The organism is Eisenbergiella sp. OF01-20 (genome assembly GCF_003478085.1).
GTDB lineage: Bacteria > Bacillota > Clostridia > Lachnospirales > Lachnospiraceae > Eisenbergiella.
The window spans coordinates 291,743-316,442 of record NZ_QUES01000004.1 but is presented as its reverse complement, the minus strand read 5'-3'; the positions used below and the strand labels follow the sequence as shown (position 1 = coordinate 316,442).

25 protein-coding genes are annotated in these 24,700 nt (G+C 42.2%); 4 read left to right on the top strand and 21 right to left on the bottom strand.

Annotated features, from left to right (window positions below; all coding sequences use genetic code 11):
• The 20 genes from DXA36_RS08455 to DXA36_RS08360 form a co-directional block, all read right to left on the bottom strand.
• Positions 1-618, bottom strand: a 618-nt coding sequence (locus DXA36_RS08455; protein WP_069431780.1) for a hypothetical protein, incomplete at its 3' end; no start/stop codon positions are given.
• Positions 619-840: 222 nt separating this feature from the next.
• Complete coding sequence (locus tag DXA36_RS08450) at positions 841-1,602, bottom strand: hypothetical protein (RefSeq protein WP_069431781.1); 762 nt, start codon at positions 1,600-1,602, stop codon at positions 841-843.
• 20 nt (positions 1,603-1,622) lie between these two features.
• Entirely contained in the window at positions 1,623-2,969 is a 1,347-nt protein-coding gene (locus tag DXA36_RS08445) for a PAAR-like protein (RefSeq protein ID WP_069431782.1), read from the bottom strand.
• Positions 2,962-3,504: a hypothetical protein gene (locus tag DXA36_RS08440; protein WP_069431783.1), complete on the bottom strand. Its 543-nt coding sequence runs from the start codon at positions 3,502-3,504 to the stop codon at positions 2,962-2,964. The genes DXA36_RS08445 and DXA36_RS08440 overlap by 8 nt, the downstream gene beginning before the upstream one ends.
• Complete coding sequence (locus DXA36_RS08435; protein WP_069431784.1) at positions 3,476-4,078, bottom strand: hypothetical protein; 603 nt, start codon at positions 4,076-4,078, stop codon at positions 3,476-3,478. The genes DXA36_RS08440 and DXA36_RS08435 overlap by 29 nt, the downstream gene beginning before the upstream one ends.
• 17 nt (positions 4,079-4,095) lie before the next feature.
• The gene (locus DXA36_RS08430; RefSeq protein WP_118678115.1) at positions 4,096-5,436 is read right to left on the bottom strand and encodes a phage baseplate assembly protein V; all 1,341 of its coding nucleotides are present in this window, start codon (positions 5,434-5,436) and stop codon (positions 4,096-4,098) included.
• The gene (locus DXA36_RS08425) at positions 5,433-6,020 is read right to left on the bottom strand and encodes a hypothetical protein (protein WP_069431785.1); all 588 of its coding nucleotides are present in this window, start codon (positions 6,018-6,020) and stop codon (positions 5,433-5,435) included. The genes DXA36_RS08430 and DXA36_RS08425 overlap by 4 nt, the downstream gene beginning before the upstream one ends.
• Before the next feature lie 20 nt (positions 6,021-6,040).
• Positions 6,041-6,802 (bottom strand): hypothetical protein, encoded by a 762-nt coding sequence (locus DXA36_RS08420; protein WP_069431786.1) that lies wholly within the window; start codon positions 6,800-6,802, stop codon positions 6,041-6,043.
• A gap of 14 nt (positions 6,803-6,816) precedes the next feature.
• Positions 6,817-9,408 (bottom strand): molecular chaperone, encoded by a 2,592-nt coding sequence (locus DXA36_RS08415; RefSeq protein WP_069431787.1) that lies wholly within the window; start codon positions 9,406-9,408, stop codon positions 6,817-6,819.
• A gap of 17 nt (positions 9,409-9,425) precedes the next feature.
• On the bottom strand, positions 9,426-10,118 hold the full coding sequence (locus tag DXA36_RS08410) for a hypothetical protein (protein ID WP_069431788.1): 693 nt from the start codon (positions 10,116-10,118) through the stop codon (positions 9,426-9,428).
• A 5-nt stretch (positions 10,119-10,123) separates the two neighbouring features.
• The gene (locus tag DXA36_RS08405; protein ID WP_242878370.1) at positions 10,124-11,368 is read right to left on the bottom strand and encodes a hypothetical protein; all 1,245 of its coding nucleotides are present in this window, start codon (positions 11,366-11,368) and stop codon (positions 10,124-10,126) included.
• Between the two features lie 124 nt (positions 11,369-11,492).
• The gene (locus DXA36_RS08400) at positions 11,493-13,250 is read right to left on the bottom strand and encodes a PP2C family protein-serine/threonine phosphatase (RefSeq protein ID WP_069431790.1); all 1,758 of its coding nucleotides are present in this window, start codon (positions 13,248-13,250) and stop codon (positions 11,493-11,495) included.
• A complete protein-coding gene (locus tag DXA36_RS08395; RefSeq protein ID WP_069431791.1) occupies positions 13,247-14,077 on the bottom strand; it encodes a PP2C family protein-serine/threonine phosphatase in 831 nt (276 codons plus the stop codon). Before DXA36_RS08395 ends, DXA36_RS08400 begins: the two co-directional genes overlap by 4 nt.
• On the bottom strand, positions 14,074-14,580 hold the full coding sequence (locus DXA36_RS08390) for an FHA domain-containing protein (protein ID WP_007888293.1): 507 nt from the start codon (positions 14,578-14,580) through the stop codon (positions 14,074-14,076). The genes DXA36_RS08395 and DXA36_RS08390 overlap by 4 nt, the downstream gene beginning before the upstream one ends.
• 13 nt (positions 14,581-14,593) lie before the next feature.
• Positions 14,594-15,130 carry an FHA domain-containing protein gene (locus tag DXA36_RS08385; protein WP_069157957.1) on the bottom strand — a complete coding sequence of 179 codons (537 nt, stop codon included), beginning with the start codon at positions 15,128-15,130 and terminating at the stop codon, positions 14,594-14,596.
• Positions 15,131-15,182: 52 nt separating this feature from the next.
• Positions 15,183-15,602 carry a J domain-containing protein gene (locus DXA36_RS08380; RefSeq protein WP_069431835.1) on the bottom strand — a complete coding sequence of 140 codons (420 nt, stop codon included), beginning with the start codon at positions 15,600-15,602 and terminating at the stop codon, positions 15,183-15,185.
• 106 nt (positions 15,603-15,708) lie between these two features.
• Entirely contained in the window at positions 15,709-16,134 is a 426-nt protein-coding gene (locus DXA36_RS08375) for a membrane-associated protease 1 (RefSeq protein WP_069431792.1), read from the bottom strand.
• A 67-nt stretch (positions 16,135-16,201) separates the two neighbouring features.
• Positions 16,202-16,630, bottom strand: a complete 429-nt coding sequence (locus tag DXA36_RS08370) for a hypothetical protein (RefSeq protein WP_069157722.1) — start codon at positions 16,628-16,630, stop codon at positions 16,202-16,204.
• A gap of 34 nt (positions 16,631-16,664) precedes the next feature.
• Positions 16,665-18,845, bottom strand: a complete 2,181-nt coding sequence (locus DXA36_RS08365) for a transcriptional regulator (RefSeq protein WP_069157723.1) — start codon at positions 18,843-18,845, stop codon at positions 16,665-16,667.
• A gap of 11 nt (positions 18,846-18,856) precedes the next feature.
• On the bottom strand, positions 18,857-20,605 hold the full coding sequence (locus DXA36_RS08360) for a vWA domain-containing protein (protein WP_087758629.1): 1,749 nt from the start codon (positions 20,603-20,605) through the stop codon (positions 18,857-18,859).
• Between the two features lie 457 nt (positions 20,606-21,062).
• Here DXA36_RS08360 and DXA36_RS08350 point away from each other — a divergent pair, with 457 nt between their 5' ends.
• From DXA36_RS08350 to DXA36_RS08335, 4 genes are all read left to right on the top strand, one after another.
• The gene (locus DXA36_RS08350) at positions 21,063-21,464 is read left to right on the top strand and encodes a helix-turn-helix transcriptional regulator (protein WP_118678113.1); all 402 of its coding nucleotides are present in this window, start codon (positions 21,063-21,065) and stop codon (positions 21,462-21,464) included.
• On the top strand, positions 21,442-22,182 hold the full coding sequence (locus DXA36_RS08345) for a LytR/AlgR family response regulator transcription factor (protein WP_069431794.1): 741 nt from the start codon (positions 21,442-21,444) through the stop codon (positions 22,180-22,182). The genes DXA36_RS08350 and DXA36_RS08345 overlap by 23 nt, the downstream gene beginning before the upstream one ends.
• A gap of 110 nt (positions 22,183-22,292) precedes the next feature.
• On the top strand, positions 22,293-23,486 hold the full coding sequence (locus DXA36_RS08340) for an ATP-binding protein (protein WP_243114590.1): 1,194 nt from the start codon (positions 22,293-22,295) through the stop codon (positions 23,484-23,486).
• Between the two features lie 84 nt (positions 23,487-23,570).
• Positions 23,571-24,140, top strand: coding sequence for an accessory gene regulator ArgB-like protein (locus DXA36_RS08335; RefSeq protein WP_069157728.1), 570 nt, complete (start codon positions 23,571-23,573; stop codon positions 24,138-24,140).
• Here DXA36_RS08335 and DXA36_RS08330 read toward each other — a convergent pair.
• Positions 24,137-24,505, bottom strand: a complete 369-nt coding sequence (locus tag DXA36_RS08330; RefSeq protein WP_069157729.1) for a hypothetical protein — start codon at positions 24,503-24,505, stop codon at positions 24,137-24,139. The two genes, DXA36_RS08335 and DXA36_RS08330, sit on opposite strands and share 4 nt — an antisense overlap.
• Between the last annotated feature and the right edge of the window lie 195 nt (positions 24,506-24,700).

Here is a 24,700-nt window from a genome sequence, read left to right as displayed (position 1 = left end):
TACGATGTACTGCACCCATTTTAAAATCCCTTTTCCCTGTGCCGACAAAAAGCCAGTATAAAATGCCTCGTCTATCGTATGTGTCACTGTATTTCCATCCCACGGATCATAAATTACCAGTTCCCCGTTTCTCTTCCAGTCTAGAACCACAAATGAATGACAGATTCCCCTTGGATACAGAATTGCATTTCCAATCAGACATCCGTTTCTCTCAAAAACAGACTCAATCTGCCGGCAATAATCATGCAGGAGACTGTGTGCCGAGTCATATGTACCTAATGTAACTGTCTGTATCAAGTTACTCTCACAATCTCCCAGCACAACATACTTTAAGCCTCGCATCTTCATCTGATCATTTCCCGGAAAATTTCCCTCCAAACCTCCGTGCAGAAAGTCTGCATTCCTGGCAATAGCTGACTGCCACGCATCCACAAAATATATTCCATTTCTTCTTTTTACAATATCTGTACGCAGTCCATCCAGATTGCTGACCGCTACCTCCGTCTCCGGACTTTCCAGTGTAAACGCAAATTCCGTAAAATTTTTCTTATACTGCTCTCCGACAACTTTACAGGCCGCCACCCAGCACCAGTTTGTTCTGTTCTGAATATACTTCATTGATTTTTCTCCATCCTCGTCACTGTCGTAGCATTATAAGTAGGTCCTTCCACCATTGTTTCATCTTTTTCAAATCTTGTAAAATAGTAAACCTCATTATATGGTGCCCTCCCTGTAATACAGGATGCCAGACACCGATTCTACCGGCTCATCATAAGCTGCCTTACCCTCCGCCTTTTTATTGATTCCAGCCAGACATCGTTCCCAGAAAATCACATGCACCTATCTTCTCTCCAATGAGTAGAATGCGCCCTCCATCAGCAGCAGTACCTGTCCATCCTCAGATACGATCACTGTCACTGGATTGTATCTGTCGCTTTCTCCATCTTTAAAGCTGGCAAACAATTTTATATAGACAACTGGATATTCCACAAAAAATTTTTCCGACAGTGTCGTTGTATCACTGTAAATGGGATACTCGTCATTTATTCTTTCTGTACTTAAAATGATAGAAAACGGGCTTTCATAGCCATTGACACGGATTGTGTATCCATCTTCATATTCTTCCATCGGTTGTACTTCAACGCTGATATCCGGCACAGGACTCTCCTCTGCTGCTCGGACCGCCTCGTGATATTCCCCGAAAAACGTTTCCCGTGCTTCCTCGTCCGCATAAGTATCCGGCTCAAACTTGCGCAGGTTATACGGGAGAACATATCCCATATATGTATTCGTCGTCCATGTTCCTTTTAGCGGGGCTATCATAGCATCTGTCTCTTCCAAGCTCCACCGGTTGTTAATTCTTCCCGTATCCATCAGCCTGTCTCTGCTAACCGAAATTTCTTTTCCATCCAAAACCCGGAATGTGATATTCTCATTTTCGGAGACATCTTTACGCTCTTCCTCTGTACTTGAAATCTCTATCTCACTTTCATACTCGTTATGCCATATTCCTTGACCTTCTTGTCCTTCGGCAGAACATGCGCTAGTCTGGATAGTGAACAATATGATGATGCTGATAAAAATAAATTTTTTTCTCCCCATGACAGTTCTCCTTCCATAATCTAAAATCCATTCTGATAGATGGCATATTCTTCTTCCCTTCTTTCGCTCAATCCTGGATTTCGTTCTACATATGCTTTTGCTTCTTGTGCATTATCTTGATAAAGATACGTATATGCATATCTATAATCGAAATTTTCTAACAAACTCCACACCTTTTCATCATCTCTTTCTGCCATTGCATCTATCACCTCATGTGTAAGTTTGTTTGAATTTCTGTTATAAAATAAATCCATTACTGCATCATATGCATTCTGATCAAGCACCTGATTCGTGTCTTCCAGATAAGAATTTATCTGATTCTTTGACTGTTCCAAAACAATTCTGAGTAACCTCTCCCCTTCTTCTTCGCTCACTGTACCATCTGAATTATAATTTATTTTCACCTCTGGATACTGTTGCATATCAAATCCATATGCAATGGTCTTTCCACCATTATATGCTCTCGGAACAAATCCTTCTTGCTGCTTTACAAATTCCACAAGGTTGTCTGTATAATCTTTGACAAAATGTTCTGAAGAAATATTTTCCTCATTTTCATACTCACTTCCATGTACATTCCGCTCTGCCTGATTCTCCAACTTCATATAAAGCAAATCCTCGCAGTCCATTTCTTCCTCTTCCCCTGTACAGCCTTTCTGCACACGATTCAGCGCTTCCACCCTCTCTTCTTCCGTGGCATAATCAAACTCCTCTGCGCCCACCTCTCTGTCCTGCCCGGAATTGATGGGCATAATAATGCCACCGTGTTTACAGACAAGAAATGAATCCATCGTCAATGTATTGCACCCTTCTATTTCACCGTCCTCTTTTGGCAGCTTGTTTCCATTATCCACGATCTTCGTCTGGTCATACGATTCCATCCATGTTCCCAAAATATGGGGCTTACACTTTTTGCCATGGCACGTTTTTCCGTCATCTCCTATAAGCTGGATCTGCTCTGTCTCCAATTCCTCCCCGGGCGTGCAGATACCGAACCATGTGATGTTTTCCTCATCCCCCTGTATACAGTCTAACTCATGTACCACTGCATGAGCCTTGATATAAACCCCATGACAGGGACTTAAGTTCATCATCCTTTTATTGCTTCCCTGGCTGCACATCAGCTCTGCTCCCCGTACCAGATAGGCAGGATTCTTCTTGTTTTCGTTATGCTGGGTCAGGTGTTCCTTAATGATGGCAGCCGACTCCTCCTCGTCTGCATCCTCCGTTTCAAGGTTTTCCTTCTGCTCCATGAGTTTCTCCTGTCCGTCTTCCCCCAGCGCATCCCATTCCTCCTGCTGGCTTTTGATCTGTGCCGTATAATCCTTTCCTTCTGTCACCTGAGAGTTCTCATCTGTTTCACTCATCCTTCTCCCTCCATATCACTTGCAGCTCCGTCAATCCGATTCCCCGAAGCCCCCTCTTTAGCATACTCTCCACAACATCAAGATTTCCCACAATATATGCCTTTTCCACGCCTGCGATCCGGAAAATCGCATGTCCCCGCACTTTCTTTCCATCCAGCACAATCTCTTTTAAAAGACTGCGGTTCAGATTAAATACTGCATGTTTTGAAAGGCTGTCCACCTCCTCAAAAAACGGTAGAAAATACCGGGATACCTTCTCGTTTTCTCTGTCTAATAGTACCGTCTCTCTCCACACAGTCCGTGGCTCATACATCTCCACAACCCTTTTTGCTCCCTGCGACAGCAGAAAAACAGGGGTTGAAATTACATCCGGATAAAAGGTATCCGTATCTCCCTTTACCGTCAACAGCTGTCTGTGCGCGATCTTATATGCACTTTCCCGGTGAATATCCCTAACGTCAATCTTATCGTGCAGCTGGACAATCTGTGGCAACTGGGATATTTTTTTATCTGTTTCCAGAAGAAAATATTTCATCTGTCTTCCCTCTCTGATACAAAGGTATACTCTTTTCCATATACCGTCCAAATGAAACTACAACATCAGCATCCGGCATATTACACTCCCCATACACTTCTTCCACAGCCATAGGAACCAACTCCCGTAAAAGAAGCATCACCATAAAATAATGATTCCATAGATAAGTACTCCGCACATCATCAAGTTCATACTCCTTTATGCGTGGTATCTTTGCAGCCGCCTTCCTCTTAAAATCTGTGATATCATTCTCCACATGTTCAAAAATGAACGCCGGAGTCCAGTATTCATATACCGGGGTATCATCAAAAAACATTCTTTCATCGCAAAATGCGATCTGCAGCTCATAGCTTTTTGTCAGACTGCTACTGTACAAGACAGACAAGATGATATTCTTCACTGCCTTTTGTTCTTTCTGACAGCTTTGAATCCCCCGGCGCACTTTCCTTGTAAACTCCCAGCAGATCTCATTTCTGTTTGCCTTGTAATACTCTTTTATCTCCTCTTTCCGATCTGCGAATCTTTCTGCCCGATAGTCGTTTATGACCTGATCGATTTTCTCTGTTCTGTCCATCCAATCCCCTCTGACTTTTAATTCAGCCTGACCTTCGTTCCCTGCATGATCATGCTATCTGACAGCACCATACTGGTATTTCCCTGCTTTAAGGAGATTTTCTGCGGAGATACCAGATCTATATTGGCACTTACACTCGTAATCTCGATTGCCTCTTTTGATTCAAACATAATCTTTTTGTCACTGATAATAGAAATCCCGTCATCATCCGACAGTTCCAGTGACATTCCACGATTATTTGTGATCAGGATTGCGTCCGGTTTAAGTAAAATCTCTTTTCCCTGTTTATTTCTGATCGACTTGTTTTCCGGATTTGTCCTTTGCCCACCGGCTCCATTCTCGAAATGCATAGCATTTAGCACATAAGCCTCATCGGCATCCTCGGATGGAAAATACAGCCGCACACGGTCTCCTTTTTCCGGCATACAGTACCATCCGCTCCCATCCGGAGATGAATAAACAGTCGCATATGGAAACCATCTGCCTGCACCGGAACATTCGTCCTTGTGGATGGTCAGTGTGACCGATGTTCCCTTCACTCCGGTTACCGTTCCCTCAAGCGATACACCGCTTAGATGCCGGTTTTCCACTTCCTCCTCCGTTTTCTCTGTACCAAACGTATAAGTGTGATACAGCACACCCTTATTATAAAACGTTTCCCTTTGGATTACATATAGATTTTTTCCATTAAAATTTACACTATCTCCAATATCATAAATCTCTCGCAGTGTTCCCTCATAGGCAACGCCCGTTTTTGTCTGCCGGATCATGTATTCCGTCAAAGTCACGCCGCCTCTGTTTGTACCCATGGGTCTGCCAAAATACAGTTTTTCACCAGATCCAATATAGTTTGGATAAACAACGGTGTGACATAAATTTGCAAGACGCTTTGCAAACTGCCAGTCTGTTTCCTGATACTGACACAAAAATCGGTTGATGCTTTTTCTGTTCCCCGCCTCCATAATATATCCATATTCCTGATACGAACCTCCAAGGGAGGCCAATATCTCATCATAGGTACAGCCAGGACTTTGAAACGTCCGGATATGTGTCTCTAAATCCATCAGAAAGCTGCCTGTCTTAATTTTAACTTTCAGAGTTTTCAGTCCGTTTTCAACACTGATCTCCCCATCTGTCACAACTCCGGTAAATAAAACTCCCGCCTTTCCCCACTCATCGTATACCATTACGGATGCCCACACAGAGGAGCCAAGCAGCTTCAGGTATTCCCCCTCCTTTTCTTTTTTCATATATCCCTTAACCATCATAAAACCATGCTGGTTTGCACACACCACTCCACTGCACTGTAGAATTTCTGATAATCCAAATGGCTCTAATACGACCCGCTGTTCCCTCATAACTGTTTTTCCTCCTCCGAAAGATCAAGAATTGAATACATCATCTGTCTCGCCGCTTCTCTCCATTCAAGTACATCTTCGTAGTCACAGTTAAAAATACCATGCAGCATCTTCCCCCCAATTCTTGAGACAAACATTAAATTATATACATCTGTATCAAGCCCGTAGCTCTTAAACTCAAACCATCCAACAGGCACATGTCTCTTATCCACTCCGCTCTCATAAAATACAAATGCAGGGTTCAGCCTTTTTAGTGCTTCCCGTGACTGATCTCTCAACTCCTTGATGTGTTCTTCCTCTATTCCTATGTCTGTCAGACTCATACCAAAGTTCACAGTTGTATCCCTGCTAGTCCTGATGACCTGTGGACGCTGCTGGGAAGAATACTTTATCCTTGCCAGTTTTACAGGCAGTGTGACAAATGATTCCGGAAGCATGACCCCTAGTTTCCCCTGAAACATCTCCTTCCTCTCAAACCGCACCAACTCATTTTTTATGTACATTCCGGTTTCTAAGGTGCTGTATTTCTCATTACGGGCATGTCTTCTGTACTCCAATATCTTTTCATCAAAAAATTCTTCCATCCGCTTCTCCTATTTTCGGTTTACTCGACAACGATTCTCTTGGGTGTTTTTCTTTCCATTCTAGAGTTCTTATTGCCTATAATTCTTTCCATATCCCCATAAATTCTATTATTGTCATTTTTTTCTGCTGTATGATCCGCTAATTTTCCACACAGATATGCCGCAATCACCTTTCGCCCCACTCTCCCCTGCGCATTCCAGATCAGACTGCATATCCCAAAATCTGCCGCATCCTTCTCCCTCATATTCCAGAGTTCCTCCACAAACTGTAGGAGCAGTGCCGGGTGAAGCGTTTTCTCCCCAACTCCCGCCACCGTAGCACAGATCAGATTTACCGTATCGTACTCCGTTGACATATCCGCAAAATTCTTATAACTGTCACGCAGTACCGACCCTTCCCGCAGATAGAAGCGGCACATTTCCATCTGGTTCTCGCCAAGCTCCAGCTCCTCATCCAGAAAAAATCTGACACGGTATGCCTTGTAGTCTAAATTTGTCTCATCCTCCAAAAATTCGGCTTTCAAAACCTGCCACCTGTTCTTCGGTTGATAATCCACCCTCTCCTCTTCCATCATCAGATAGATAAAATCGTGAAATTTCAGCATTCCCTTCCCGATGACAAGCCGACCATCTTCTGCATGTATCTCGCAACCCTTTAACAGGCCGTCCGTATGATCCGCATAATACAACTGCCATCCTGCATAGGTGTAATCCCTGATATCCCACAAACTTTCTTTTTTCAAAATACGCCTGCCCGCAAACACCGGAACCCTGATTTCCATGAAACTTCACACTCCTATTTCTTCCCGTCAAAAAAACTGTTCACCCAGTTATCACTCTCGAAACTGAAAAATTCTGCTTTCCCCAGATAAAGTTCATCCATTTCACAATAAACCGGAACAACCTGAAATCCCCATTCCTCCTGTTCTGCCCATACGAAGAACTTCGCATCTCCATTCTCAATACTGTCCGTCTCTTTCTGTAGAATATGGGAACCATAAACCGCCTCAATCTCCTCATAGCTTTTCTGTGAAAAATCTTCTTGCCTACATACATACTGAAAACGGCAATGTTCCTCCCCGTCCGTATTTTTCAAATACAGCGGAAGAATCAAATCCTCCATATTCCTCGAAATAGTTCCCGCCGTATCCCAGTCTTTAAAACCATCCACCAGTACCACTTCTTTTCCATTATGGGTATAAGCGGTAATCCGATAGGGGAGTACAGCTTTCCCATTGTTCAGGTGAATATCTGCCAGCCCATATTTCCGGTCACGCAGATATTTCAGCGCCCCGTCCACACAAGTCATCTTTAATTCAAAATCTGCCGCATCAATATTCGCCCTTTTCCGAAACTGTATCATTCTCCCCGGAACGAACTCTTTTAACGCATCCTTGAACAAATCAATCTTGCAGGACTGCCCCGTCAGCTTAATAAAGGAAAAATCCTGTATTCTTCCGCTGTGGTATAATTCCTCCATAAATTTCTGTACAATGCCGTATATCTCGCCGGATAACAGCAGCTCTATCTCAAAATAGTTCATCATCACTTCCGGTATCATCTTTTCCACCGTAAGGCTGTTCCCTTTCCAGAAAGACAGTTTCCATTTATCCAATAAAATGGTATTTTCCCTCTGCTCCTTCTGTTCCGAAGTAACTGCGACCTCCAATGCTCCGACTTTTCCGTAAAATAATTTTTTTATCTGCTCTGCTGTATTGAACAAGGTATAAAAATTATTTTTCACCTTGTAATACTCGCTGCGGTTATATCTTTCAAAATCGGCAAAACGCGTTGGAAGTGTCTCTTCCGCTTTCTGATATTCCTGCTCTAAATACTGATAAAACGCCTTTACTCCATGAGAATCAATAAAACGGTAAATATCCGTATCCATATATTCCAAGATTTCTTTCACACTGCTTACATTCTGATTTCCTTTGGCACGCACCAGTGCGATTTTCAATATCTGCATGATGCGGTATGTCAGGTTATTTCCACCAAAGTCCGTGTCGCCATTCTCATAGGCAGTTTCCATATAAATTTTGTAAGCAGCTCTGCGGTCCTGAATACGGAAACGGTACGAACACAAATCCGTTGTTCCTCCTCCACAGTCAATGATAAGCGCTTCGTATTCTTCATTTTCTTCCAGAGTCTCCTGCTCTAACATATTGGAAATGGTGTTATATAATACAGCCATTCCCTCATCGAGCATCGTTTCCTGACCCGTCATATATTCCGGCAGTATCTCCCGGAACATTCTGCGGAAATAATGCTTCTGCTTCACCGGACTTGAGATATGTACCTGAGAAATGCGGCATTTAAAACGGTTCTCCGTTTTTCTTATGATATACAGGAAAAATCGACGTAAAATCTCCGCCCGCTTTACCAGCCTCCGCCGTCCCTGTCTGTCAACAATTTCTTCCTCTTTCTCGTATTCCCCAATCCAGCGTTTCACATCATAAAAGACACAAAAACCCTCGTCCACATAACTTGCATTTGCCAGCCTTATCGCATCATAACCGAACAGCAGCTTGTAATCCTCTTCTTCCACTGCCAATACTCCAATCACGCTGGGCAATAGCATACTTTCTCCGTTACCATCCTCAAAAGCTGTATAATTGATCTCATTTTCCCTGCAATTTTTTACCGCAGCCTGCTCTCCGACATTTTCAAAATAAGCAGAATCCAGATACACCCCGCCAGTGGTATTTACAGAACCAAAATCAATCGCCATGGGCAGCATCAGTGTGACAGGTTTTCTCACCACAAAATCAATCAGTGGTATACTGTAAACCTCGATATGCTCCGGCAATATCGTGGGCTCACCATAATACAAATGATACAAGCTCTCCGATGTCTGACATCCCATACAGAAAATTCTGTAATCTTTTCTCTGTGTCTCCCGTGTCTCTAACTCCGCAGCCTTGGTCAGATATAATTTTTCCTGTCTCCCTCCGTGCTCTTTGAGATTTAAAATTGCACAGAGTGTCATATCGCTTCCCATTAAAAAGGCATTTGTTCCTGACAGTTCTTTCTTATAAGGAATGGTATAGCCGTCATAATACTCGATGGAAAGTCCCTCGTAAGCTAAAATCTGGGACTGACAGTATAATTCTTCGCAGGGCTTTATCACAATTCTGGTCTTTTTTAAAAATTCTTCTACCCGCTCTTCTCCCCCTTTTTTCTTGTCACAGATAAAGAAGTCCTGTCTTTTTCCCATATAACGCATAATGGCCTGGATCAGTTCTTCTTTATCGAGAGGGTGTATGACACCGTTCATGATTTTTTCACGACGGCAGATTTCTCTTAGCTGATAGGTGGTCATCAACTCCAGTTCTGATTTTTCATATTTTATTTCGTTTTTCATCGTATCTGTTCCGGCTGCCTTCATACCTATCACCTCCGCCTCTATATTAAAAGTACCTGATCTAATATCATAGTTTCTTCTATTTCCAAAATTCCGAAATGTTCCAGATAAAAAACTTCTGTCCTCACTCCGATCGGTAAAAAAGTGTCTAATAAAAATTGAACCCTTTTCCTTTCTTCCTGCGTTTCTGCACTTCCAACGTAAATATAAAGTTCATTGGCGCAATCCATGCTTTTATATATAATAGAGTCTTTATATATCTCTTGAAACAGCCACTTGAAAATCTCACGATAGTTACGAGAAGATACGACATCCATGAGCGCCAATACAATATATTTTTTTTCATAGGATGAAAATAACTGTATAGCCGCCTTTGCCTTCCTCCCAAACTGCCCGCTTTCCAATTCCTCCACCAGAAACTTAACATAATAATCCTTCCTGCTCATGCCCATCCTTAAGTCCGTCAGCGCCAGATAATGAAATACCGCATCCACAAAGATTTCCTTTGTTTTTTCATATTCTTTCTGATTAATATCCAACACCCCGCTGAAAATATCAAAAAAGCGGTAAAATGGATTCACCTCTACGGCAGTCTGCTCCACTGTCTGCGTATTTAAATCGTAAAAGGAAACCTCCAGATACGGACTTCGTACCTCTGGCACCTCATACTGCAAATCAGCTTCCCTTATTCCGTTTTTTTCCGCTGCCAGCACAACCTCCCAGATATACTGCATAAAATTTAAACTCCTTTGTCCTGCAAAATACCGACACACTTATATTCACAGACCGATAACTGTATCTGTGACACAAAAAAACGTACCATATCTTCGCAAAAATTGTTTTTCTGTCCCTTTCGTCTAAAATACAATGCCAGAATTTTTCTTGTCTCCATCGGGAAAATGGTACTTCCTGAAAACGGATTCATATCCCCCTCCAGGCAGGAGTCCGGTGACATCCCAAGCACCTCACACTTTTCTAATTCTACATAAAAATTATTTTCAAAACGTTGTACCATCCAAAACAATTCCGTCCGGCTGCCAAGGAAAGTCTCCTGCTGTTCTCTGTAATTTTGAAAAAAACTGCTTTTTCTGCTGTTGCTCAACATTTCGTAGGTATACCCATGGGAACTTGTATCTATCTTTCCAATAAAGCGGTATGCCTCCCAATCACGAAAGGATTCTTTCAATGAGGTCATGATAATTTTGTCTTTTTCATGCCTGACCTTAAGAACATCCTCATTGATCCCAAGCATATATCCGCTGTCTAAATCATAATTTTTCAAATCCAACTCATGCTCATAATATTTCTCATCCATACACGGGACCATAAATTTACGGCATTGGAATGTGAATTTTTCAATATTCCATAACAAAAGCATGTCATTTTTGATATCTTCCTCATAGCTGCCAAACTCTATTTTCAGACTGTTTATGTCTGTTTCCCCGTCCGCATACACTTCATAGAATCTGTCCAGATATCCCGTATTGACTGTCGTCCAGCCTATCTTGTTATAGACAAATACCTGATATAACTCTGACAGCGCCTGCTGATAGCATTTTGCTTTCCGTACTCTGATGGCATAGGGCTTGCCATTGTCATCAAAACCCTGAAAATCTGCGGTTTTCTCAAATTCTTCTTTCCTCTGATAACTGCCTGCAAAATAGATAAGGCAGGGCATTGGTTCCGTCTTCTCCTGCTCCTTATCCTCCTGCACTAATACAGGAATAACCGGATACAGCGTTCCATTGATGGGGTCATAGTCCTTTTGCTTTATAACCGTCATAGAAACTGCATATTTTTCATTCGGAATCTCTATTTCCCGTTTGATTTGATTTTCCAAATCCAGATACCGTTTCTCCATCCGTTCAAAAATCGGCACGAGACCTTCTAACAATATCTCCCTTGCGTCCTTCCGCTCATCCAGATCCTCTATTTCTGTCAGCCTTTTTCGTATGTGCTGCTGTAAATCTGTAATACTTTCCACAATGTTCACCTCCTCCATCGAAAGCAATCCGTGAGAAGAACGCTGCTTTTGCGTTCTTCCGTGTGAAATTAGAACTTCTTCGGCGGTGTACCCAATGGTGCAGCGTCGATTTTAGAAGTTCTTTTCACATGCCATCCTGTCCAATCTGCGTATCAATATCACTTAAAATTCCCTCTATCCTCTGCACATCTTCATCGCTCCCAAGTTCCTGATAAATCGACTTTGCAGAGAGATACTGTGATTTTGCTCCCCACAAATCCCCGGACTGCCGGCAGAATTCTCCTTGACTTTCACAAGCAGCCGCTTTATTTTTCTGTTCTTCCTGAACACTCAACTTCTGTTCCACGGCATCCAGCTTTTTCTGCACAGCTTCCTCTCCCGCTGTATCTGATACTTCGCTATACTTGATAACTGCCATGGTGTAATAAACTTTCGCCCCTACATAATCTTTTTCCAGACATGCCTTATCTCCCGATGCCACCATCTCCGCTGCGGCAACTGTCTGCTGTGCCTGACTATCTGCTTCTTCCTTCGCTTCACTTTCGGCGTCCGCCTTTGCCTCATAAAGTTTTTCCAGTGAATCCATAGCTGTCTGTTTACCCTCTGTGTCATGTACGGACAGTGCAGCCTTTTTTGCCAGCAGATACTTCTCTTCTGCCCCATCGTAGTCGCCCTGCTCTAATAACGTATCTCCCAGTTTAATATAATCCTCCACCGACAGGAATACGCTGATATTTTCCAGCTTATTTTCTATGTAATCCGTCCCTACATTGTCCGCATATCTGATACGATCCAATGCAGAAAGATAGTATTCTTCCGCCGCTTCATAATCTGCGCTGCTGTAGCTTTCATCTGCCAGTATCACCGTCTCTATCACAAAGGAATATTCCTGCAGGCGCTTTCTCATACTGCTGTCCCTCAGCTTTTCTGCCAGTTCCTGCGCCTGCCAACATTCCTCTTTTGCCCTGACATAATTTCCGGTATTGATATATTCCACCGTATTTGTAAAATGATAGTTCATATCCTCGATGCGCTGCACCTTTTTATAATGTAGAAACCACAACACTACACCGATAATGATTACTGCTATGACAACAGCAACTGTAATCGTCACTATTTTTTTGATCCGTTTCCGTTTCTCCGGATTTTGATATACTTTATTGATAAAAATAACTGCCAGCGTATAGTTATCCAGATTCTCCGGCTGTCTTGAAAGCAGTAAATCCTCGATATTATCCACCGTTGTCTTTACTTCATTGTCAGCCTCTGCAAAGACATCGTCCAGCTCTGCCTCGTCCACATTCTCCCAGATTCCTCTTGTATACAAGGCAATCATATCGTTTTCTACCAGCTTTATCTTCTTTGAAACCACGGGCTTAAAATTTTTCTGTCCCAGATAAGCATAAAGATTATTTCTCTCTTCATGCTTCATCAACTCGTCTTTGGCGATTTTTTCCTGCTCCACCATCTCCTGGGCAAGAGACATATCCTTCGTCTGCCGGAAAACTGCCCCGCCCCGGTACATACGGAGCCTTGTGTTCCCCACATACCCATATCTCAATTTCTGATAGTCTGTTACAACGACTGTAATAGACGCCTTTAACCGTCTGTCACTTTCTTTTCCTAACAATGCCCGGTTTGCCTGCTTTAATAGGCCCTTTACAGACCACTTTGACATAGATGGTTTTTCCTGAAAACTCAGAATGACGGTCTCAATCGCAAGTCTTGCGCTTTCTACATCTGTGATCTCCGTGATTCCGTCCGCTATGACATAGCAGGCGAACTCGTCTAATTCCACATACCCAAAATAATCTCTGTTTTTTAACCTGCTTCCCTCTTCGGAAATAAACCGTGCTTCAAAGTCACTGTTCTGTTTTCTCATGCCATTTCTCCAACCTTTATCAGAACTACGCTGGCGTTGTCCTTATCGCCTTTTTTCTGATTTACCAGTTCCACCAGATCAAATGCCATTCTCCTGCAGCGTTTCTTCTGGGAAAGGCAGTCCTCCATCTCTTTCCATGTGACGCTCTCCTGCATTCCATTGCTGAAAATTGCCACCACGTCCTCTTCCTGTAAACGAATCGGTTTGTCGTAAAACTGGATTTCCTTAAAACCATCCCTTCCCAAGTAATTGTAAATTCTTTTTTCCTGCAGCATGAACAGGGCAGCTTCTCTTGTCAGAACACCTTCCACATACTTATCCTGTGCCAGCACATCTACAGTATGTCCCGTTCCAAGAGGAATCAGTTCCTCATTTCGGAATACTGCAATCTTTACATTCCCGACAATCCCGTAAAACAGAAATCCTCCCTGTATCATAACGGCGCTGACCGCCGCCATTCCTCTTCCCTCATCCATCTGTTTTAAAATTTCCCGGTTTGCAGTCTGAAATGCTTTCCTGAAAAAATAGGAAGGGTGATCCGCCATGTTATATGTTCCAAAAATTTCTTTAAAAACCCGGATGACCGTTTTGGCTGCTATCCTGCCGCCCGCTTCTTTTCCCATTCCATCCGCCAGAACCGCCAGTAACCCATTCTCATTTTCTTCTATTGTATAGTAATCCATCTGTATTTCACGGCTGCCGATGGTCTTGCTTGCTCCTGTCTCATATCCTTCTCTGCTGCTCTGGAATACCAGACAAAACCGGTACAAAAATGCAATTCCTAATAACACACACAAGATGCAGATGGTCAGGTATGGGGCACTCATTTATCGTCCTCCCACATATAATGCTCTCCGCAGAAAGGAACAAAAAGGAATGTACTCTCTCCCATCTCTATCACGTCATATGCGCTCAAAGGCTGCGGCAGATAAACCGCTTCGCCGTTCAGATAGACCAGACCATTACTGTCCCCCGGCAAAATCATATTCTCCCGTTTCTTTGCGTCGAATACAATCACTGCATGGTTTCTCCGTGCGATTTTGTTGTCCCCCAAAATCTGGATATCCATGTCGTCTGCCCGTCCCACAAAATTTTTCCCGTCCATTACCCGGTAATCCTTGCCTCTTCTCGGGCCTTTTACACATACAATCCAACCGCAGACCGGATGCTCCTCCTCCAGAAAGAGAATATCCTCAATCTCTTCCTGAGATTTCTCCACTGACTTTTTTTCTTTGGTTGCTGTCTCAATATTGCAGTACGGGCATACTGTTCCGTACCTTCTGCTTGAAAAAAGATGTCCATTTTGACAGCGAATTAAATTTCCACTCATACTTTGTCTCTCCTTATTTTGCCCTTAATCTTGTGTTCCCGATAAAAATAATGTCGCCTGCATTAATCCGGCATGGATGTTCCTTTGAAACCTGATACAGTTTCCCATCCCTTGCGTCCTGAATTCTTACACCGTTTCTGCTTCCTAAATCCTCGATATACCACTGTCCCGCCGCATAATTCAACACGGCGTGCTGACGGTCTACCATTCCGCCATACTCTGTATTTTGAAGGTTAATGTCCACATTTTCCTTGTGCTCGTCCCGTCCGATCAAAAGCGAGGTCTTTCCGCCAATATGCCAGGCAGAAATTTCGTTTCCCTCTTCATCTAACAGCAGAAGTTCCTGTATTCCCCGTCCGTTTGCGCCTCTTTTCCGCTTAGTCGGCAGAGAATCCATCACCGCCAGCAGCAGAAATGCCAGAAATACAATCCCGCAGACAGCTGTGAGCGTATCCCGTCCTCTGCTCTGCTCCATATATGTAAAACATAGAATTATAATTGCAGCGGAAAGGCTGCATATCATCATATCCATGAAATTTTTCTTATTCATTTTCACCTCAATATACCCACAAATTTGCATTCATAAAGTCAAACCGTCTTTCTCAGCGTTTAAATCCCATATAACGCTCAAATAAGTCTGTCACATCCATGGGATTTATTTTTTGCTGTGAACTGTTTTCCTTCTTCTCGCTCTGCACTCCTTTGGAAAAAAATCGTTCAAATTCCTTTTCGATATCTCCCGGATAAATCGATCCTCCGGCGCTCCTTCTGCCTGTTTGGGCACTGTTTCTGCCTGTCGCACTTTCCCGTTCTCTCTGTGCTGCTCTGGCATCATACTCTTTTCTTTTTTGTTTATCACCGAGAATCCGGTATGCCTCTCCGATTTCCTTAAACCGTTCCTCTGCTCTTTTATCTCCCGGATGAGTATCGGGGTGGCATTCTTTTGCCGCTTTTCTGTATGCCTTTTTTATGATATCCTCATCGTCCGTCTGCGAAACGCCTAATACCTGATATGGATTCATGTTTATTCCAACCTTTTTCATAACAATACAAATCTGATAACGCACACTTCTGATTACTGATTTAAGGCGCAGGCTGTCACATTTACTGACAATCTGCGCCCTGCTGTTATGCTGAATAATTTCCTTCTACCGCTACAGAAGCAATTTTGTCTTTCTTCTGTCTGAGCACTAACGTAAAGATTCCGACGCCTTCCTTGTTGTCAAAATCTTCACTGTATTTAATGACAAATGCATCGGGAAAACAATATTTTCTTTCCATCACGCCGCCTGCCACATGCTCTACCGTCACCTTGCGATAACAATCTGCTTTCTCTGCCGAAACAACCGACCATAATGCCAGCTTTCTTGTACTGTCCGTGATATCCCCGTCCAAAGCCGCTAAAATCTTTCCTGTAATCACCATAGTTGCGCCGACGTCCTTGGTTCTTGCATTCGAATCCAACGGAATATCAGTGGTAACATTTACGCTTCTGACACACTCCTTAGCCACTTCAAAGCTCTCGCTTCCTTCAACTTTTACTAAAAATGACATAATTCCATCTCCTTTTTAAAATATTTAAAATCCGCAAGAAGAATACTGAACCTGCATTCTTCTCATGCTATTCGCCGTAACCGCCTTCAATCTTCACCGCATCATTTTCGTCCTTCTTCTGCTTAATATGCAGGTAGAAAGTACCCACGCCGGTTTCATCGTCCAAATGCTCTTTATATTCCATGACAAACGCATTGGGGATTGTATATTCTCTTACCACCTGCCCTGCTGATACAACGTCGATCTTTGCACTTCTGTAGCAGTCTGCCTGCTCGGACGGAACCTGAGACCATTTGGCTAATCCGAGTGTTCCGTCATCTCCGTCTGCTCCCACTTTATAGAGCATTTTTCCGGTAATCTTTACTGCGATACCGAAATCTGTTGCCCTTGCGTTGGAATCTGTTGCAGAATCAGAACCGAAACTGACTTTCTCGATGGTTCTCTCATCCAGACTGATGTTCTCTGCGCCTCCACTCACTGCTAATCTAAAACCCATGTTCATTTCCTCCTTCTTTTCTTTCGGACTTTATTTAAAATGTTCTGTCCTCACTGTTGACCCGGTTAATCTCGATTTCGAGGTTCTTCACATTGCCGTTGAATGCGATATCAAGCGTGCAGTAGCCTGCCGTTTCGTCGATGGAATACCGGATATCATCTCCGTTTCCGATAATCGCATTAATGTAATCTTTTTTCTCCATCCACCTACTTCTCTGGCTGGTAGGCTTGCTGGAGAAAAACTCCACAATATTTTCCTGCTTAAAGTCACCTGTTGCCAGGCGCATCACCCTCTGAATATAAGTAGTCACCTGTGTCTTGTAGATTGGCTCATAGCTCTTTCCGTCTGTCAGCAGGTTACGCGCCTTATAAACCATGATGTTCTGAATATTCAGATCCTTAAGCACTGCGTTTTCAGAGGAAAATACAAATCCGAAATTCTTCCGGTTGATATCACTCTTAATATCATTCGTATATCCTGTAATCTCTTTTGCCATGGTTGTCCGAACCTGTAGTGCATGATCTCCTGACTCAATATCAAACCGAACACCTGGAAGCTGTTCGTCTACATTTTTCTTAAAAACTTCTTTTAAGTAGTCCGGACTCTGGTAAGCTGCCACCAGTCCGGCTGCCACATATGCGGCTCCTATATAAACGCCGTCAATCCAGATTTTCATAATATCTTCTTTTTCTTTGGACAGTGCTGCCGTATTCTGTTCCGTGACATACATCCTGTTATCCAGAATCACTCCGGATTTATCTTTAGGGATCACTGTAAAATTCGGAATGCAGGGAATTGCATACTCGCTGAATGGCTTGCCGATTAGCTGTGCGCACTTTGTTTCATACTTTTCAATTCCCTCTGTCGCCATAATATTAAAGGTGGTCTTATCCCCCGTCTCATAGCTGAAGAAACACTGCACTTCGTAATCTTTCAACGCATCCAGTATTCGAACCAGTGACTCCACGCTGTTTACATCCTCTTTCTCTACGTTCTCATTTCCCTGAAAACGCTGTCTTACCGCCTTAAGCTTAGAACTGCTGTTTAAAGAAACCGATGGAACAATCGCATACCAGATGGTATTCTCAAAATCATTTTTTGCATTTACTGTATTGAGATATGCTAAAAGTCTCGGAATGTTGCTGCTCTTTGCCAGCATATCGTTGCTTATATTGGAAATCACCATGGAAGGTCTCATGCCCTTGCAATTTCTCGGATATTGCTCAAAGAAAGACCATACTCCCATGATTTTCTCTACCAGTGGTTTTACCGTCTTGATAAAATCGTCCTTGCTCCGCTTGTAAAACTCAAGGTAAGAGTTGTAGTTCGATACTTCTTTCTCAATATCTACGACGCTCTCCATGGTAGAAGCCAAAGGACAGAACGTTCTCGCAACCAGGGACTTCACATACTCATTTCCGTCCTCATTCAGGTCCATATAATCTTTTTCGATTGCCTGAATCAATCCTGCATTGGCATTGTCGTCCAATACCATCAGTTCTTTTTTGTTTTCCTTCGGCGCCTCTAAAATCTTAAGTTCCCCATGCTCGTCCATGCTGAGAACGCCAAGACTTAATGGGGCTTCGTCTTTCTTCGTCTGCCCGTCTCCTAACAGCAGCCTTGTTTTGATATCCTCTATCGCAAGCGGCAACATCGCCATCACATTATTGTAGTTTACGCTTGCTTCTTCAAACATCAGATTCAGCTTATCCGCCGTATCTAACTTTTTTGGATCGCCGTCCTCAAGTTTCGCATACTCACTGTATGTATACTGGAGTTCCTTCCGGTTCTGCCGGATATCATCCATGACCTTTTTGGGGGAAATCATATCTGTCAGTTTCTCAAATTTAAAATCTACGTTAATACTTCCCTCTGCCCGCTTTGCCTCAACAAGAGTCATCAACATTTTCAGATAATCATTCTGGCGGTTCAGATGGATTTCGCTTAACAACTCATCCTCAATGTTTTCCGGTTTTTTGAGGGTATAGATTACTTTCTGGTTATTTGCGTCAAAATAAGAATATACTACCGGCTCAAATTTTTCTAAAAACTCATCGAAACTTCTTACCAGCAAGGCGTCGTTTATTTCCTTGATTTTATCATCACTTACGCTGTTTACCCCTCTGACGTCTCCCACAAGTGTTAGAAGATTCAGCTTTTCCGGATTGATTTCCTCAAAGAGAATCGTCCTGTTTGTCTGTGTTATTGTATTCACTTTGTTCCTCCTTACCTTTCGCTTGGTTTCATATTTTTATAATGAAGTTCGATTTCTGTTCCCCCATTATTAAAAATCAACAGTATTTTTTCTCCATAACATAAGGAATATTTTCTCTCCCGTTTCAAAATCTGGTTTCCTTTTACGATGGTTGCATAACCGTTGTTTTTGAAACATAAGGTGTGGTCTTTCCCTCCGGTAAACCGGATTTTGTCTGCATCCGATAATTTATAATCAATCCCGCAGCGGTCTTTCACCCAGTCAAAGGATATACTTTTCCGTGATTTTCCAAATAATTTAATACTACAAGGCGGAATATCGTCTTCCCGCTCTCCCTTTAACAGATACACTGCCAGTTGTCCTGAAAAATCATACTTTGGCACCACAGGAGGTTCTGACGGTTCTATGATAATGGAACCCGTCTCACCATCGTTTTTTTTTTGCTTTTTCCTTTCATATAAAACAGAAAATAAAAGCGCCACTGCACATAGCGATATAATCACAATCCAAAGGACTGTATAATCAGGTTCTTCCTCTACAACCGGAACTGTCAATTCCACCATATCTGTTGTCTCTATGTAATGGATCACATTTCCTGATGTCTGAGTGGTAACCTCTACATTTACATTTGTTGTCTCGTCTGTCTGATACGGAACCAACGCTGTACCATTTTCCACTTCGTAAGAACTCTCCTGACCGTCTATCAAAACAGAAATGCTATTTTTCAAGGTTTCTGAATCCAAAACCGGTTTATCCTGATGGTTTACAACATTTACCTTCAGGGTAAATGTCCCTTCCTCTGATGTATAGGATTTCTCCATATCAGCTTTTAAAAAATATTCTTTTATCAGATAAATATGGACATTTCCTCTGTTTTCCAGAGAATAGTCCATTGTAATCTGCCGTTCCAATGGATTTTCCAATTCAGCAACCGCAAACTTGTTTCCCTGAAGCATATTCAGACTCTCACACTGTCCTGTAACATGAAAATCCTCGATATTTTCTCCTGACACGAGAAGTATCTTTGCATTCTGCATATAAGTATCCTGCAGATCCACTGTCATATTTCCTTCTCCGGAAACCGCCTCACCAAGTTCTATTTTTTCTATCTGTAACGTCTGGAACAGATATTTTGCAGTGATTTCTTCCATCGTCTGGTTTTCGCCTACTGTATACTGCTCTCCTGACGTCACTTTCGTTCCATACGAAACCTCATTCTCCGTCTTATCATTGGGGATTGCAAACATGTCAATTTTTATTCCCTGTTCTGCAATCTGATCCACCATATTTTCAAACTGCCTGATTGCAGTTTCTGTTTCGCTTTGATCCCGCAGAGAAATTTCCCCGTCGGAAATAAATACCACTCTTTTATCTGCCGCCGCACTGTCAAACATATCAGCCGCCGTTTCCAACGCCACCGCTGGGGTGGTGTAGCCCTGCAGTTCTACCGTCTCGAGTGCATGTCTGGTTTTCTGATTAATGTTTCCGAAATCTTCCTCATAAACAATTTCCGTGTTATATACCAGCAATGCCACTTCGTATTCTTTCGGCAACGCCGACGCTATCATGCATGCGCTGTCCGCTGCCTCAATCCACTGTCCGTCTCCCTGCATTGATTTGCTTGCATCCAGCAAAAATATAATCTGTTTTTTTTCGGTGACTTCATTCTTTTCCGCTCCAAAAGTTCTCACCGGAAACAGTAAAGAAAAAAACATCAGCAGCATTACTAATTTAATTGTTATCTTCTCTATTTTTTTCATTTTTCTCCGTATATCTTTTTACTGACCATGCCAGATAACTTACTCCGCACCAAATTACTGCGCCCCAAGCCGCATAGGCAGCTTTCTTATTCACCATCAGAAATACCATTCCCACGACCAGTTCGGTCACAACTATGATTCGCGCTTTTTTCCAATGACTTTCTTTTCATTACGCATATAGTTTATACCTGAGTAATTCTGAAATCTCTTATACGTTGAATTTTCGACATAATTTGTCACTTTTTCCGGAAACACACTATATAGTATGTGCCTTTAAAATTGGTATAACTTGTCATCTCTATCGCACAAAACTCTTTTACTTTCATTCTCATCTTGATTAGATATATAAGCACATTATGTTTCTATTAACGCTGTCCGGTATTTAATTTACATTATACCGTTGTGAGTAAACTCCTAATAATTATGTAAAATAGTTATTAGAAAGGATGTCACAATTATGACTGAGAACCGTATCCGTGAGCTCCGCAGGAGCCACAACATGTCACAGGAAGCCCTTGGGACTATAATCAACACCACCCAGCAGGCGGTAAGCAAGATGGAAAAAGACACATGTGCCATCTCCACAGACCTGCTTATCAGCATGGCAAGGTATTTTAATGTTACCGCTGACTATATCCTCGGGCTGTCCGATATAAAACGGGATTTGAGCGGGCAGATCCGCATGAATCAGGAGATGGATCAGTGCTATGACATTGTACTCCGCTACAACAACCTGACGGACACGAACAAAAAGACACTCCGGTGTATTCTCAAACGTTTGGAACAGGCGCAGTTGGAAGAAGGGGAATCAGATATAGCAGAAGAGGTACTTAAAAATGCTGAAGATAGCCATATGTGATGATGACCTTGGCTTTACGGGAAACCTTGAGAACTTGGTGTTAGAAGAAAGCCAGAGTATGGGAATCCGGGTTAATACGGATGTATTTTCTGATGGAAAGACACTTTTGAAGAGCATACAGTCCGGGGAACGATACGGACTTATTTTTATAGATATTGAAATGGAACAGGTTGACGGCATTTCTGCCGCACGGAAAATCCGTGAGACAGATCGTTCAGTGCTGTTTATATATATTTCAGGATATGACAAATATTTAAAGGAACTGTTTGAAGTGGAACCGTTCCGTTTTCTATCAAAACCGTTGGATAAAGAAAAATTTCGCAGATATTTTAAGGAAGCCTGCCAACGGATAGGAGAAACGGAAATATTTTTCCAGTTCACTTACAACAGGGAGATCCGAAAGGTTCCATTAAAAGACATAGTATATTTTGAAAGTCGCAACCGTGTGGTGCATATCTTTCTGCGGAACGGAAGTACAGCATATTTTTATGGAAAGTTAAGCGTTGTTGAGAAGGAACTAGCAGACAGCCGGAGGTATTTCCTCCGCATCCACCAGTCATTCCTTGTGAATTATGATTATATAACAAAAATGAATTTTTTTAACATAACAATCAGTATGAATGGGAAAGAGATGGAACTGAAAATCAGTGAGGACCGACAGAAGGAAGTGCGCCGTCAGCTCTGCACAATGGCAGCGGGAAAGGCTGTCATTGAATGAGGGAATATCTTTCAATTATATCGGGATTTCTGCTTCCGGTACTGCAACTTCTGATTATACAGAGATACATAACAACCCTTTTCGGTTCGGGAAGCAGGAAACTCACAGGCATGATAGGCTGGCTTTTATACTATGCCTTCCTTGTTACGGCAGGGTTTGGTATCCTGTTTCCTCCGCAGTTTCTGTTGGTCGGGAATATCCTGATGGTATTTATGATCAATACCGTTACCAGAAAAGAGAGTCTGAAAAGACATTGTATCAGCACCCTTCTTATCTGTACGGTATGGATGCTGGTAGAAGTCATTGTGCTGCTGGCCTTAGAGGCAGTTGGCACAGACAAATGCGTCATTGATGTTGCTGGAAGTTTCATATCCAAGATGTGTATGCTTCTGTTTTCAGTACTACTTGGCCGTTACGCAAAGAAAAAACAGTATGCGGAAATCCCGCTGCGTTATTTCATCATAACCCTTTTGGTACCGGCAAGTAGCAGTTATATGATGCACCATATCTTTCTTATGACGGCGCTATATGCGGAATATTCCTTTTTTTCGGTTGTTGCAGGCATACTTCTCCTGCTTATCAATTATGTGATCTTTACAGTATATGACCGGGTGGGACAGGCAGCGGAGCTTCAATCCCGGAACCGGCTGTATGAACAGCAATTAGATTTATGCAGCCATCAGGCAGAGGAACGGGAAGGTTATTATCTGGAACTGCGTCGGATGCGGCATGACATGAAGAATCACTTATCGGGAATTCTTGGCATGGTAAATGCCGGACAGACAAAAGAAGCCAGTGATTACATACAGAAGATGCTGGATGATGGTATCGGAACTGGCTCAGATGAAATCTCCCACACTGGAAACATCGTGGTGGATTCCCTTGTGAACCATAAGTATGCCCTTGCCCAGAAGGACGGTATCCGGTTTGAGGCAAGGATATTTATTCCGTCCGTACTGCCGTTCCAGAGTGGACACCTAGCCATTATCTTTGGAAATCTGCTGGAAAATGCACTTGAGGCCTGTAGGAAACTGCCACAGGAGCAGAGATATATCATACTGGAAGCTACTTATATAAAAGAAATGCTCCAGATTTGTATAAAAAATGGTAGTCCAGAGAAATTAAAAAAAGACAGCAGCGGACGATACCTTACCACAAAGGAGGATAATGGCTGGCATGGAATTGGTCTTGCCTCGGTAGAACAAGCACTGGCTGATTATAATGGAGAACTGTTCACTAAGTATGAACATGGAGAATTTCGGGTATCTGCGGTGTTATATAGTAATTCCATAGAGAAAAACTGACCTGTATTTTCCTATTTTCTACAACTATTCGGTTTTTCTCTTTCTTTGTTTTATACTGTAAGATTATTAAAGGAGACCTCTTCTATGGAACATTTATCTATTGTACTAACGAACTACATCTTTAAAAAGGGGATTATTGATGAAAAAAATTATGAAATATACCAATATGGCTTTCAATGCTTTTTGGAAGTTTCTGCCAGCACAATTTGCAGTATTGTAATTGCCTTGTTGCTGCATATGTTTTCCGAATGCCTGTTTTTCTTCCTATTGTTCATTCCAATGCGTTCATTCAGCGGCGGCTTGCATTTAAAAACCTATTTTTCCTGTTTTATCGGCTCCTGCTTGATACTAACTACTACCCTACTTATTGTAAAATATCTTACTATCCCGATTCCTATTTCCTTTATGCTGTACGTGTTTTGTTCCATTATAATTTTAATCATAGGACCTGTAGATCATCCAAATCGGGAAGTTGATTCACAGGAAAACCGTATTTTTATCCGAAGAACACATTTCACCTTATTATTCAGTTTTCTGCTTGCAGTTATTTTCGCCATAACTAGAAATACAAGATATTTGTTTCTTCAGGCAATTGTATTTGCTTTTATATGTATAACCTCTTTTATCGGACACATTGCTTATAAACAGTCTTAATTTTCCACCTGTAAAGCAATATGGATTTTATTCTGAAGGATTTGTATACTTTGTCTGTATTCTTCCTGAAGCAAGTATGGAATTTTATTGTCAAGATTACAAATATTTTCGAAATCTTGACAGCCTAACAGCTTTCTATTCTTATAAAACCATTGCCAGCGCCAATTACGTAGCAAACTGTCTGCCATTTCTTCCGGCGAATGAAAAACCTCATCAATTTTCATTGAGTTGTTCTGTGTACTATCTCTTTCATACAATCCGAGTACAGATACATAGCCCACTTGGTACATATAGGCAATATGATAATCCCTTGATTGCTCAAGTGTCTCTGAAAAAACAGCTATCAACTCCTCGTATTTGTCCATCTAATAATCTCTCCTCAATATCACACCATTGCATAAAGGTTATAATGGTTATTATTTACTTCTCATATTAAAACTTATCATAACACTTATTTCTTTTATTAACTATTACTACATCAAATAATACCAAAATTCATTTTCTCTGTCCTAATCCTTAAAGTGAAAAGTTCCCTGCACAGGCCACGGTGAACCATACCA

Excerpts from the sequence above, each read along its gene's own strand:
- DXA36_RS08450 (WP_069431781.1), bottom strand. The coding sequence starts at position 1,602 with ATGGGGAGAAAAAAATTTATTTTTATCAGCATCATCATATTGTTCACT.
- DXA36_RS08445 (WP_069431782.1), bottom strand. The coding sequence starts at position 2,969 with ATGAGTGAAACAGATGAGAACTCTCAGGTGACAGAAGGAAAGGATTAT.
- DXA36_RS08440 (WP_069431783.1), bottom strand. The coding sequence starts at position 3,504 with ATGAAATATTTTCTTCTGGAAACAGATAAAAAAATATCCCAGTTGCCA.
- DXA36_RS08435 (WP_069431784.1), bottom strand. The coding sequence starts at position 4,078 with ATGGACAGAACAGAGAAAATCGATCAGGTCATAAACGACTATCGGGCA.
- DXA36_RS08430 (WP_118678115.1), bottom strand. The coding sequence starts at position 5,436 with ATGAGGGAACAGCGGGTCGTATTAGAGCCATTTGGATTATCAGAAATT.
- DXA36_RS08425 (WP_069431785.1), bottom strand. The coding sequence starts at position 6,020 with ATGGAAGAATTTTTTGATGAAAAGATATTGGAGTACAGAAGACATGCC.
- DXA36_RS08420 (WP_069431786.1), bottom strand. The coding sequence starts at position 6,802 with ATGGAAATCAGGGTTCCGGTGTTTGCGGGCAGGCGTATTTTGAAAAAA.
- DXA36_RS08415 (WP_069431787.1), bottom strand. The coding sequence starts at position 9,408 with ATGAAGGCAGCCGGAACAGATACGATGAAAAACGAAATAAAATATGAA.
- DXA36_RS08410 (WP_069431788.1), bottom strand. The coding sequence starts at position 10,118 with ATGCAGTATATCTGGGAGGTTGTGCTGGCAGCGGAAAAAAACGGAATA.
- DXA36_RS08400 (WP_069431790.1), bottom strand. The coding sequence starts at position 13,250 with ATGAGAAAACAGAACAGTGACTTTGAAGCACGGTTTATTTCCGAAGAG.
- DXA36_RS08395 (WP_069431791.1), bottom strand. The coding sequence starts at position 14,077 with ATGAGTGCCCCATACCTGACCATCTGCATCTTGTGTGTGTTATTAGGA.
- DXA36_RS08390 (WP_007888293.1), bottom strand. The coding sequence starts at position 14,580 with ATGAGTGGAAATTTAATTCGCTGTCAAAATGGACATCTTTTTTCAAGC.
- DXA36_RS08385 (WP_069157957.1), bottom strand. The coding sequence starts at position 15,130 with ATGAATAAGAAAAATTTCATGGATATGATGATATGCAGCCTTTCCGCT.
- DXA36_RS08380 (WP_069431835.1), bottom strand. The coding sequence starts at position 15,602 with ATGAATCCATATCAGGTATTAGGCGTTTCGCAGACGGACGATGAGGAT.
- DXA36_RS08375 (WP_069431792.1), bottom strand. The coding sequence starts at position 16,134 with ATGTCATTTTTAGTAAAAGTTGAAGGAAGCGAGAGCTTTGAAGTGGCT.
- DXA36_RS08370 (WP_069157722.1), bottom strand. The coding sequence starts at position 16,630 with ATGGGTTTTAGATTAGCAGTGAGTGGAGGCGCAGAGAACATCAGTCTG.
- DXA36_RS08360 (WP_087758629.1), bottom strand. The coding sequence starts at position 20,605 with ATGAAAAAAATAGAGAAGATAACAATTAAATTAGTAATGCTGCTGATG.
- DXA36_RS08350 (WP_118678113.1), top strand. The coding sequence starts at position 21,063 with ATGACTGAGAACCGTATCCGTGAGCTCCGCAGGAGCCACAACATGTCA.
- DXA36_RS08345 (WP_069431794.1), top strand. The coding sequence starts at position 21,442 with ATGCTGAAGATAGCCATATGTGATGATGACCTTGGCTTTACGGGAAAC.
- DXA36_RS08340 (WP_243114590.1), top strand. The coding sequence starts at position 22,293 with ATGATAGGCTGGCTTTTATACTATGCCTTCCTTGTTACGGCAGGGTTT.
- DXA36_RS08335 (WP_069157728.1), top strand. The coding sequence starts at position 23,571 with ATGGAACATTTATCTATTGTACTAACGAACTACATCTTTAAAAAGGGG.
- DXA36_RS08330 (WP_069157729.1), bottom strand. The coding sequence starts at position 24,505 with ATGGACAAATACGAGGAGTTGATAGCTGTTTTTTCAGAGACACTTGAG.